Raw genomic sequence first — 12,874 nt, forward strand, 5'->3', positions numbered from 1 at the left:
TGCTTTAAACTATTGAATAAAAGTAAGGCTATAATTGTAGTTTCCCTACTAATATCTTATTTTTGCGTAATCAAAAATATACGAATTTCATGAGTAGGAGGAAAGTAAGTTAGATAATTTTCAAATAATTTCTAAAATTAACTTGCTTCACTGAAGAAAGAAAGTTAGAATGAGGATAACTTACAAACAAGGGGTACTAAAAATGAGTCAATTAAGAAAAGGAAACAGGGCTCTGATTAAGGATATGAACCGATCGCTCGTTATCAATACGATTCGGAAATTCGGGCCTATAAGCCGAACAGATATCTCCAATAAAACAGGCCTTGGCTTATCTACGATTACGAAAATTATTGATGAATTAACTCAAAACAACCTTGTATTTGAAACAGGTTCCGCTAGTTCCACTGGAGGAAGGCGAGCAATTCTTCTAGAGTTTAATCATCAAAGCGGTCATGCTATTGGCGTGAAAATCATGAAAGACCATCTCGTACTTGCTCTCACTGATTTGGATTCTACCATCCTAGATACACTTGAAATCTCATTTCAAAATAAAGAAGATGTCCCTCACATCATTCATCTAATTATTTCCAACACCCAGATACTTTTAACACAACATCAACTTACAGAAGAGAACCTTGAAGGCGTAGGTATAGCTGTTTCAGGTTTGATTGATAATCAAAAAGGTACAGTTGTTCGATCATCCTTACTAAATTGGGAAGATGTAAACCTCTCTGAACCTATTCAACAAGCTTTAGAAACCCCAGTTTTTATAGACAATGATGTTAACGCTTACACGTATGCGGAGATTGAAAAAGGGTATGGCGTATCTCATGAAAACTTTATTTGTTTATCTATTGGAGATGGAATAGGTGCCAGTTTAGTAATCAATCGTAAGCTCTATTCAGGTGAATTTGGTGGTGCTGGAGAGTTTGGACACACAGTTATCCATATGGATGGGCGACCTTGTCATTGTGGACAGCACGGGTGTCTAGAAATGTATGCTTCGAATAAAGGATTTGAAGAGGAGGCATCAAACCTTATTGACCATTATCCAAACACATCACTGAACTTGGATACCATTCAATTTGATCGCGTGTTAGAAGGTGCTCAAAAAGGAGATCAATTAGCTAAAAAGCTGTTTGAAAAGCAAGGGGAATATTTAGGGGTAGGTCTCCTTAATGCGATAAATAGTTTCAACCCTGGAACGATTGTCTTAATCGGAGAAGGCATGGTCGCAAAGGACTTTTTCTTACCAAATGCTATGGAGAGAGCAAAGAGGAACTTCTTTAATTTTGCCAATTGTGACACGGACATTGTTGTCTCCTCACTAGGCAATGATGCTTGGGTAAAAGGCGCAGCATTATTGGCAATCGATCAGCTTTTTCAACCTCCAATCTATGAAACTACTGTATCGTTGTTAAATGGTTGAAAAGATTTATGCTAGCTGAATACTTGATAAAGAGAGGGTGACATCATGGTAGGAGATAAGGGGTTTAAAAAGTTTTTCGTCATATGTATATTTCTTCTCCCTAACTTCATCGGATTTATCTTTTTCATTGGTGTTCCGATTCTGGCATCGTTTGGGCTTAGTTTTACAGAATGGGATTTGATTTCAAACCCTTCTTGGATCGGAATTGAACACTACAAGGCACTTTGGGGAGATGAAGAGTTTCGATCAGCATTATTTCATACGTTTTACTTTATAGCAGGGTATCTTCCTTTAGTCATGAGTGGAGCTTTAGGTATTGCTCTTGTGTTGAATAAAAAGATTCGTGGACGTGTTTTTTTCCGTGCAGCGTACTTCGTCCCTGTTATCACTTCATGGGTTGCGGTGTCCCTTATATGGAAGTGGTTATTCAACCCTACATACGGCCTTATCAATTATGGGTTATCCATTATTGGTGTTTCTGGGCCAGCGTGGCTACATGATCCAACATGGGCTATGCCAGCGATTATTTTAACAAGTGTTTGGAAGGACTTAGGGTTTGTTATGGTCATTTACTTAGCAGGTTTACAAGGGATTTCTCCAACATATTATGAAGCTGCTGATATCGATGGAGCTTCACCTTGGCAAAAGTTTCGAAACATTACGTTACCCTTATTAAACTCTACTACATTTTTTGTCTTAATAATTTCATTGATTAATTCCTTTCAAGTATTTGATCAAGTGATGATTATGACTGAAGGAGGACCAGCAGGATCAACAACAGTTCTTGTTCAACAAATTTATAAGCATGCTTTTGATTATTATGAAATGGGGTATGCATCAGCGATTTCTTGGGTGCTATTCTTTATCATATTTGGCGTAACATTGGTTCAGATGAAATTGCAGAAAAGGTGGGTGGACTATGGAAATTAGCAGAAGACATCAGCAAACTACTCACATACCAAAAAACAAACCGACATTAACTCCAACACAAATGCTGAAAAAAGGGTTGTTTTATACGGTTCTCATTCTTGGAGCTCTCGTGATGATCATTCCTTTTGTCTGGATGCTATCCACCTCTTTGAAAACATCAGGTGGAACCATGGTATTACCGCCACAAATTATTCCGGAAGAAGTGAACTGGAGTAATTATCAAAGAGTTACGGAAGCTTTTCCGATCTTACGTTTTCTTTGGAATAGTACGTTAGTTGCAGGGTTATCAACAGTAGGTCAGTTAATCTTATGTTCTATGGCAGCTTACGCATTTGCTCGTTTGCAATTTAAGGGGAGAGATGCACTATTTCTGTTATACCTAGCAACATTAATGGTGCCTACACAAGTTACGATGACCCCTCAGTTTATTCTGATGAAATACTTAGGTTGGACAGATACGTATCAAGGACTTATTTTGCCTGGAATGTTTAATGCATTTGGGACATTTCTGTTACGTCAGTTTTTCTTAAATATTCCGAGAGAGTTAGAAGAAGCAGCTTTTATTGATGGAGCTAGTCATTTTAGGGTGTATTGGCAGGTCATTTTACCTCTTGCGAAACCTGCTCTCGCAACCCTTATGGTCTTCTCATTTATGCAATCATGGAACAACTTCCTTTGGCCACTCATTATCGTAAGTGATACCGAAATGATGACACTCCCACTGGGTCTAGCCAATTTACAAGGAAGATGGGCCACTGATTGGAATTTAATGATGGCCGGTGTAGTCATAAGTGTACTACCCGTTTTAGCTGTTTACATGTTTGCTCAGAAGTACTTCATTCAAGGTTTAACAATGGGTGGACTAAAAGAGTAACATTCGTCTTCTTTATTTTCACACCTATGAAAACGCATTCAATATGGTGGTTAACCAATCTAATGTTGGTTTTTCATAAGGAATTTTATCAATTTATTAGGGGAGGAATTATTAGTGAAAAAGTGGATGGGTATGGTTGCCTTGTTGGTGATGGTTATGATGGTGGCAGCAGGATGTTCATCTGAGACATCTCAAGGGGAAGATGGAAAGGTAGAACTAGATTACTTTACGTTCTCTCCAGGGGAAGCACATGAGAAAGATCTGAAAAAGATGATTGAAGAATTTGAAAAGCAAAATCCAGATATCAAGATTAATTATGAAATGGCTGCCTTTGAGGATTACTTTACAAAGCTCCAGACACGTTTGGCAGGTGGAGATGCACCTGATACGTTCGAATTGAACTATGAGAATTTTGTAAACTATGCGTCCAAAGGTGCCTTAATGGATCTAGATAAGCTTATTCAAGAGGACAGTGACTTTAGTTCAGATCAACTGAATCAGGAAGCCTTTAAAGCTTTCCAATATGATGGGAAACAGTATGGAATGGTCGAAAGCTTTTCGAATGTCGTTCTCTTCTATAACAAGGACCTTTTTGATGAAGCGGGAGTAGATTATCCAACTGCTGATTGGACTTGGGAAGATGAATTAGCAGCAGCACAAAAATTAACGAATAAAGATGAAGGAATTTACGGTACCTATGCTCCTATTCAATTCTGGGAGTTCTACAAGACGATTGCTCAAAATGGCGGTTCTGTTTTCAATGAAGATATGACTAAAGCAACGGTTAATAGTGAAGCAAATATCGAAGCACTCCAGTGGATGGTAGATAAGGTAAATAAATATGATGTAACTCCATCTGAAAAAGAAATGTCAGGACAATCCAATGGAGACCTCTTTAAGGCAGGAAAAATTGCAATGCTTCGAACAGGAATCTGGATGTTTGATGGTTTTAAAGATACAGACTTCGAATGGGATATTGCACTTGAACCAGGTAAAACGCAGAAAGCTCACCATTTCTTTGCAAATGGGTTAGCGGTATCAAAAGATACAGAGCATGCTGAAGCCGCTTGGAAATGGGTGAAGTTTATGAGTGCTAGTGAAGAAGCTGCTCAAATTCGTGTAGATAACGCTTGGGAACTTCCGGCCGTTAGTAATGAAGAGCTCGTTCAGGATTACCTGGAACAAACACCTCCTGAATCACGTCAGGTAGTATTTGATGCACTCGATTCCCTTGTTGTTCCACCAGTAATTGAAGAGTGGAATAAGCTTACAGATGCTTTTTCTAAAGAGCTTGATTTAGTGAAGCTAGGAGATAAAACGCCAGAAGAAGCATTAAATGATCTGCAACCAAAAGTACAGGATTTAATCGATAAGTAATCGGTCAATCGAAAAGGGATTTTCCCTTTTCGATTTTCTTTACGAAGGAGCTGAAGAGATATGTACATTCCTACAGGAAATGAACAGGTTTCGATTCCTACATTGTCTATAGATGGAAGTATTGAAAATATCAATGTAATGAGTATGCACTACAGAGGTCTGATTGAATTTTGTGGTTCACAAAATTCGCCTTTCATGCAACCTTATGTGATTCATCAAGGTTCCAAATTAGAGTGGGACTTAGAGTGGAGCCGAGAGGATTACTGGATTCCTCGTTTTCAAGGTCAGTCTAGTAATTTTGAGTTCACTGGTGAGATCGTAGCTCCTCTAGGTGAAAGAGGTTTTTATTATTACTTATCCTTAACGAATAAGAGCGATCAACATCATAATGTTGAACTTGGTATGGATGGAACATGGAATGAAACACTACATACCATTAATGAAAGTAAATCTATGCGAGCAAAGAAAATAGTTATGGAAAGTGGTTGGAATCATTCCATTGTGTTCGAATTAATGAATGAAGCTCCTATCTTGTCTTTTGCACCAATGACCTGTACATCGTTAGATCGTGTAGATTATAAGGAAACCAAAAATGAAGTGAATTACACACTAGGCAAAACTTATGCCCTTGCACCTGGAGAAACAACATCCCTTTGTTTTTATTGGGGGATTGGGCTTGAGGAGGTTGGAGCAGCTACCTCAGCAAAGGAAATGTTTCGCAAAGGGTCAGTCCAATTAAAAGGTCACTTAAAGAAATGGTTACAAGAACGTTCTAGAACTACAGGTGATCAAGACCTTGATGAGGTTATGAATATCAATCTATTCTTCAACTATTTCTATGCTACAGGGAAGACAATAGACTCAGAAGAAGATGTTCTCGTTACGTCCCGTAGCCCAAGGTATTATGTAAGTGCAGCCTACTGGGATCGAGATAGTCTTTTATGGAGTTTCCCATCCATTTTAGTTACAGATGCAAAACGTGCACGATCGATGCTTGATTATGTCTTTACAACACAGCAAAAAAACATAGGCATTCATAGTCGTTATATTGATGGGGTTGTGCTTGAGCCAGGTTTTGAACTGGATGAACTATGTGCACCCGTTATCGCTTTGCATATGTACCTTGAAAAAACAGGAGATTGGTCATATGTATCACGTTCCTATGTAAAAGACAGCTTGGATTTAATCCTTGAGCGCCTGGAAGAACATAAGCATCCGGATATCTATTTATATGATACATTCTTACAACCTACTGATGACCCAATTGTATATCAATATTTAACTTATAATAATGTCTTGGTTTGGAAAGTGTATAACATTGTGGCTCAACTGTGCGAGCATGTATCACTCCCTTATTCAACTGTAGAATTACACAAACATGCTCAAAAAATTAAAGAAGCTATCTACAATCATGCAGTGATTGAAGAAGAAACAGGTAAATGTTTTGCTTGGTCATTTGATTTGAAGGGGAATTATAATGTCTATGACGAACCTCCAGGGAGTTTGCAGCTTCTTCCTTATTATGAGTTTTGTTCATTGAAAGAGCCAATCTATCAAAATACCGTTCAACTGATTCGCTCAGATCGATATGAATATGCTTTTAAAGGAAAGCCTTTTGAAGAGTTAGGTTGTGCACATGCAAATCATCCATGGGTATTATCGATCGCGAATAGCTTTTTGTCAGGCCGCGAGAAAGAAGCGCGAGATCTTGTATTAAGAAGTCCTATGGATGGTGGGATTGCTTGTGAAAGCATTGATGAATATACAGGAGAGCCGCGAACTGGAGAACACTTTGCTACTTGTGCAGGATTCTTAGCGTTTGCTATTTATCAAGCGTACGGAATAAAACATGAGAAAGTTCTTTCATATCCTAATCAGGAAGGGAGTGCTTAATAAATGAAGGTGAAAGAAATTCATACTCCTTTTGATATTCACTATGATCAACTTGAAGAGAAACAAGAATTAGCTCAACAAAAACTACAATCCTCCGTTCCCACTTCATCTAATGACATAATAGACTGGGCTTTGTGGTTATGGGCAATAGCTGAACAAGTTGAACGTTTTGAAGACACTTTCTTACTTGAAGAATATGAACAATCGATTCAAGAGGGGATATCTTTTCTTCAAAATAAATGGGATACTCCTCAATCGAATGTTTGGGATCAACTGAACGATCAGATTCATACCTCTACATTAGGAATGGTTTATGCAGCCTTATTAGGATTGAAAAACATTGGATACACATCTGTCCAGCCAACGATTACGAGCTTAAGAGATTCCATTTTTCAGTATCATCTTGATGGAGGTATGTTAGTCCGATCGAGAGAAATAAAGGAAGTCTCAACGGATTTATTATATACTGTGATGCCATTCGGGCTGTTTTCTCCTGAAGACCTTGTAATGGTTGAAGCGGTTAAAGAGATGGAAGATCGTCTTGTTACAAAAGAGGGTGTTTATCGATATAGAGGGGATACGCAACCCTCATCAGAAAGTGCTCTTATGCTTTCTTGGTACTTTTATGAAAAAGGTACAACGAATAAAGCAAAGATGTATTTTGATATTGCCGAGAAAACCCCAGAAAAACCGGAGTACTATAATACTTTGAAAAGCATTGTACTCGTGTACATGGAGGAACAGCTAAAACAAGATGAAATTACCATACACCATCAACCATATGGAAATGACAACCCCTATGACCAACAAGTGTTTGAACGTAAACCAAGGAACCCTGAAGTTGGAGATAACGTATATGTTTTTAATCAGGTACATGGTGTTGAGAAAGGAGAAGAAATTGATGTCCACCTAAAAGTACAACAGGGAGAAGATATACGTGTGATTCCAAGTACATTAAAAGAATTACAAGGTGATGAAGTATGGGAGGCTCCCCTAGGTGACTTTGAAACGCTTGATCCAGTGATGTATTGGTTTGAAGCTACGGTTAAGGGTAAGAAAGTGAAAAGTGATATCTATCATTTCAAGCCTCTGAAAAAGTATGGATTAACTAGAATTCATTCCTATTATGAAGATAAAAACATTCTATGGTTACAAGGGGATACTACTTACTCCGGAAAGTCTATTTATATGTACTTTGAAAAACAAGGCAGTCAGTTTGGCATAACAATTGATGCTCCAGAAATTAATCTGCTGAAAATTGAAAGTGAAGATCTACATTTTACTCTTCAAAATTATTCGGTCACTGTACAAGAACAAGGAAAAAGGATTCAGTTGTATAAAGGTGATCAAGTCTTCTTGCAAAGTTATCCTGAAGAAACGTTCCCTCTAGTTGAGTGGCTACAAAACGAGGATGGTTTTGTTCATCAAGTATGCTGGAATTTCCATTCTCCTCTAGAAGAGCGTTTTTTCGGATTGGGGGAAAGGTACCATAAGCTAGAGTACCGTGGTGATGAAATAGATTGCTATGTTTACAATCAATATCGAGATCAAGGGAGTAGAACATATATCCCTGTCCCATTCTATATAAGTTCTGAAGGCTATGGACTACATTTGAAAACCGAACATTATTCTGTGTTTGATTTTGCTCATCATTTTAGTGATCGTCTTCATATTCGATGTGATATAGCATCATCAACATTAAACCAAAAGTTTAATCTGTTTATAGGAAATCCTAAGCAAGTTGTGGCTTCGTTTACGGAAGAGACAGGTGAAGCTGTTTTACCACCTGTATGGGCTTTCGGTCCATGGATGTCGAGTAATAATTGGGATCGAGATTCGATTGTACGTGAGCAAGTGAAACAAACCAATGACTTACAAATTCCTTCAACGGTTTTGGTTATGGAGCAATGGAGTGATGAAGCAACTTACTATATTTTTAATGATGCAGAATACGAGGTTAAGCCAGGGAACGAAGTACATCGCTATGATGATTATCATTTTCCGAAATGGGGACGCTGGCCGGATCCTAAAGGTTTAATGGAATATTTACATGACAATGGGTTGAAGGCCATACTATGGCAAATTCCGATACAAAAGTATTTAAACCGTCAACATCATCCTCAAAAAGATAATGATGAAGCATTTATGATTGAGCAGGGATACACGGTGAAAGATGAAGACGGCAATCCTTATCGCATGCCTGAGGGGTGGTTTAAAGAGAGTTTATTAATGGATTTTACCAATCCGAATGGGTCTAAATGGTGGTTTGATAAACGTAAGTATTTACTTGATATCGGTGTCGATGGTTTTAAAACCGATGGGGGAGAGTTTGTGTTTGGTCGAAATACAACGTTTTATAATGGTTCGACCGGGCATGATATGCGAAATCAGTATCCCAATGATTATATTGAGGCTTATTATCGTTTTGCAACTGACTATCATAACGGAGATGCTCTAACATTTAGTCGTGCTGGTTATACAGGAGCACAAACTATTCCAGCGCACTGGGCAGGAGATGAACGGTCAACCTTTGATGCATTTCGAAATTCTTTAATAGCTGGTCTTTCTTCGGGGATATCAGGCATATCCATGTGGGGTTGGGATTTAGCAGGTTTTAATGGAGACATTCCAACAGTTGAATTATTTATTCGTTCAGCTCAAATGGCTGCTTTTTGTCCAATTATGCAATATCATGCTGAAAGTAAAGCGGAATTCAACCAGGATCGAACCCCTTGGAATATTGCAGATCGTACTGGAGATGAAAGAGCCATATCAGGTTATCGATATTATGCAAATTTGAGAATGAATCTATTGCCTTATATTTATGAACAGGCTCGAAAAGCAACAAGAACAGGAGTCCCTCTAATGAAGTCTTTGTTTATGGAGTATCCCGATGATACAAAGGTTTATGACATTTTTGATCAGTACTTTTTCGGAGAAAACTTAATGGTTGCACCTATCATTCAAGAGGGTGCAGAAGAACGTGAAGTTTATTTTCCAGAGGGTGAATGGATACACCTGTTTACGAATGAAAGCATAACTGGTCCTTGTTATAGAAAAGTAAAAGCTTCCTTCATGGACATTCCCGTTTATGTGAAAAAGGGAACTATCCTCGTTAGCAATCTTAGTGAAGAGTTAAAATGGGGATCATGGGTTGGGAATGACACAACCGCTTATGAGGTACCCACACTACATTTATATCCTGGTAAGGAGTTAAGTCAGTGTGTTTCAGATCATCTGGGTAATGAATGGAAAGTAAAAATAGATGAAAATAGAGTTATTAATGTTGTGGGGATTGAAGAAACTAGGGTGATCATTACTAAACATTTAGATCATTATGAAAAGGTTACATTGAATGGTTATCCATGTGAAAAGTTAGAGCGTGAGAATGACTCTATTTATTATGTATAAAAACATCATTATGAAAAACAGCTGTCAGTAAATTGATAGCTGTTTTTTTATGAATATGTTTACAATTTATGGTTCGTAGATTATATTGGCTAAAAGTACGCAAAAGGGGCGGGAGAGTGTGAACAAGAAAAATTGGATTGTCATCTTTCTGATTGTAATCATTGTTTCTCAATTTATATATATTCAACAACAAAATGCTAAGCAGAATGAGAGGCAAAAATTATTATTCATGCAATTTCTTGATACAGACTTTGTGCAGTCTAGAGAGGTATATCAAGGGATACATGCTTTAGAAGTAAAACAAAAAGAGGATGCTAAAGAAGCGTTGATAACAGCTTATCAAGATTTAGGAGTAGTCAATCGTAGTTATTTACGCAATAATGTAATGAATTTTCGTGAGTTCGATAGTTATAATTATCAAGGAAAATGGAGCGATGCAGAAAGATTTATCCACTATTTATTGATGGAAGGTCATTATGATGAGTTCCCCAAAGATGACATAGAACGGATCAAGGTTATGAGACACGGCTTTGATATCATGCATAGGTATCTTATTGATATAAGGAAAGAGGCTGGTGGTAAGAGTTGGGGTGATATTAAATCTGATGGGGAAATTAAACGTATTATTCAAGCAATGAATAAGGAGCTAGATGAATTACCAAGCATATGGGATGAGATAAATGGCGTTCCAAAGGATATTCGTAATGAGAATGAATAGATGAGTATTTATATTGTGAATTCAGGAGGTCTTGATTTTGAAGGTGCTTATATACATAGGGATATCATCCTTTCTAATAATCCTGTTCCTTTTTTCCTTAACTGGGCAGTTGTCGATAAAACAAAGTCACTCACCAGGGGAAGGTATGGGTGGGACATTAAGTAAGGAACAAGTATTAAAAGGCAATCCTGATGCCGATCTATTTGAATTTCAAGGAAAAGTGTACAAAACAGGCGTTAATTGGATTGAGGAAAGGGATTTAACAAAAGGCGAGCAAATTGGTGTTATATCAGGAGGTATGGCAACAAAATTACCTAACGGAGCTAAAATTTTTGTTCCAAAAGAAAGAAGAGATATTTTAATTGTTTCCTATAAGGGGAAGGAAAAACGGTATTTGCTCATGCTTGGGGAGTGAGTTGTTTAACAAGTAGAGAAAAGCCCAGAGGATGAGCTGATCTCTGAGCCATTAATGGTGATGCTTTTCTGCTTGCTTGAACTGTTTATCAGCAACATTCGACAAATATTTCCCGAGAAATAGTCCGGAGGCAGCTGCTTGTGATAAGGAATGTGTATCTCCTGAGCAATCACCGACTAAGAAGAGGTTGGGAATATTAGATTCAAAGGTTTTGTTGGTTTCTACTTTTGGTTCATAAAACTTGGCATCCATGGCATAAAGGAGGGTGTCTTCACTAAGCTTCTCACCAATTAAACCTTCTATAGCTTCAGCCATATCGAGGTAGGCTCGAAGATATAATTCGGGCATTTCTTCTATTAAATTCCCCGGTTCTATTTCATCGAGTGAGGGTCTAATAGAATTATCTTCAATACTCTTTTGTGTAGTAGCTTCTTGGTTATATAAATCCCCCAGACGTTGAACGACAATACGACCTTTATCTTGATTGACTCCTTCAATAATAGAACGCGAGTAGGTTCTCGCTTCTTCGTAGGTATCAAAATATCGAGGGATAAAAAGCGAGTAATTCAAGTTCTTCGTTTGTTCGGTTTTTTCTCCGTAATTTTGTCCATCTGCCATAACGAGTCCAGCCTGGTGTTTTCGAATAATACGGCCACCTGGGTTCATACAGTAGGTAGTTGCTTCATAATCTTCACCTCGATAGCGAAGTTTTGTTTCAAAAGTATGTTTGAGTAATGGGTTCAATTGTTTACGGTTCATCTCAATTCTTAATCCCAGATCTACTCTTGTTCGACTCGGTTGAATTCCTAGTGATGTACATTGTTTTTGCATCCATTCGCTACCACTCATACCTGTAGCCAATACAATTTTTGAAGAGTGAAAGGATCCTTGATTTGTATGAATGTAGAAACCATTATCTGACTTAGAAATAGATTGAACATCAGCTTCAAAAGTAAATGAGATGAACTCCTTGAGGTCATCAAAGAGTTTTTGAAAAATATTCGTAGCCAGTTTTGTTCCAAGATGTCTTACGGATGTAGAGAGAACATCCAAACCATATTTCTTTGCTTCTCGCTCTAATCCAGGGTTTTGGGTGCTGTACTTTTCAATTTGATCCGCGCCGTAAGAACAGAGTATTTGATCCACTTCATCCATGAGTTCAAGTGTTTCCTGCTCACCAATTTTATCTCCGAGTTGTCCTCCAAAATCATTTGTGTAATTAAATTTTCCCTCTGATTTACCTAGTCCAGCAAAGCCATAGTATTTGGGGCAAGCCTCACAATTACAATTTCCTCCATGATCTAATGGACACACTCGATCCTCTAATTGTTTTCCTTTATCGATGATATGTATGTTAAGGTTTTTGTTTTGTTCTTGAAGCTTATAAGCTAGAAATACGCTACTAACGCCAGCTCCGATAATAGTAATATCGTACATCGAATGACCCCTTTCTATTAGATTCAAGTGTATCGTAATTTGTTCCTTTCGTTAAGCTATACCTAATTAGAAGTCTCAGTTCAGGAATAAGAAAAATTTTATATGTGTTTGGAAAAAGGCATTGACTCTTTCATGTGTCCTATATAAAATATGAAACAATACTTTTTACAAACAAAATAACGAATAAGAAACCACTCGTATAACGTTGGAAATAAGGTCCAAAAGTATCTACCAAACTACCGTAAATAGTTTGACTACGAGGGGATGGATTGGGTAAGTCTGTTTTCGTAGAGGTGACCTATGTCATCTTGAGAAAACGATTCAATCGACTCCTCTTTGTCAAACTCTAGGTACTTTGCCTAGAGTTTTTTTAATAGGAACAGGAGGTAA

General features: G+C 37.7%; 9 protein-coding genes and 1 riboswitch. Of the genes, 8 read left to right on the top strand and 1 reads right to left on the bottom strand.

Annotated features, from left to right (window positions below; translation table 11 throughout):
• Positions 1 to 202: 202 nt before the first annotated feature.
• The 8 genes from GS400_RS06985 (at position 203) to GS400_RS07020 (ending at position 11,047) form a co-directional block, all read left to right on the top strand.
• The gene (locus GS400_RS06985) at positions 203 to 1,429 is read left to right on the top strand and encodes an ROK family transcriptional regulator (protein WP_160100306.1); all 1,227 of its coding nucleotides are present in this window, start codon (positions 203 to 205) and stop codon (positions 1,427 to 1,429) included.
• Positions 1,430 to 1,474: 45 nt separating this feature from the next.
• Positions 1,475 to 2,359 (top strand): carbohydrate ABC transporter permease, encoded by an 885-nt coding sequence (locus GS400_RS06990; protein ID WP_160100308.1) that lies wholly within the window; start codon positions 1,475 to 1,477, stop codon positions 2,357 to 2,359.
• A gap of 61 nt (positions 2,360 to 2,420) precedes the next feature.
• Positions 2,421 to 3,233, top strand: coding sequence for a carbohydrate ABC transporter permease (locus tag GS400_RS06995; RefSeq protein WP_201450158.1), 813 nt, complete (start codon positions 2,421 to 2,423; stop codon positions 3,231 to 3,233).
• 114 nt (positions 3,234 to 3,347) lie between these two features.
• Entirely contained in the window at positions 3,348 to 4,610 is a 1,263-nt protein-coding gene (locus GS400_RS07000) for an ABC transporter substrate-binding protein (protein WP_160100310.1), read from the top strand.
• Between the two features lie 60 nt (positions 4,611 to 4,670).
• A complete protein-coding gene (locus tag GS400_RS07005; protein WP_160100312.1) occupies positions 4,671 to 6,503 on the top strand; it encodes a glycoside hydrolase family 125 protein in 1,833 nt (610 codons plus the stop codon).
• Positions 6,504 to 6,506: 3 nt separating this feature from the next.
• The gene (locus GS400_RS07010) at positions 6,507 to 9,914 is read left to right on the top strand and encodes a TIM-barrel domain-containing protein (protein ID WP_160100314.1); all 3,408 of its coding nucleotides are present in this window, start codon (positions 6,507 to 6,509) and stop codon (positions 9,912 to 9,914) included.
• A gap of 118 nt (positions 9,915 to 10,032) precedes the next feature.
• Positions 10,033 to 10,632, top strand: coding sequence for a hypothetical protein (locus GS400_RS07015; protein WP_160100316.1), 600 nt, complete (start codon positions 10,033 to 10,035; stop codon positions 10,630 to 10,632).
• Positions 10,633 to 10,675: 43 nt separating this feature from the next.
• Positions 10,676 to 11,047 (top strand): hypothetical protein, encoded by a 372-nt coding sequence (locus tag GS400_RS07020; protein WP_236561240.1) that lies wholly within the window; start codon positions 10,676 to 10,678, stop codon positions 11,045 to 11,047.
• Between the two features lie 51 nt (positions 11,048 to 11,098).
• On the opposite strand, the gene GS400_RS07025 is transcribed toward GS400_RS07020, so the two are convergent.
• A complete protein-coding gene (locus GS400_RS07025) occupies positions 11,099 to 12,484 on the bottom strand; it encodes an NAD(P)/FAD-dependent oxidoreductase (RefSeq protein WP_160100318.1) in 1,386 nt (461 codons plus the stop codon).
• Between the two features lie 175 nt (positions 12,485 to 12,659).
• Positions 12,660 to 12,761, top strand: a riboswitch (purine riboswitch).
• Positions 12,762 to 12,874 lie beyond the last annotated feature (113 nt).

Source organism: Pontibacillus sp. HMF3514, assembly GCF_009858175.1.
Lineage (GTDB): Bacteria > Bacillota > Bacilli > Bacillales > BH030062 > Pontibacillus.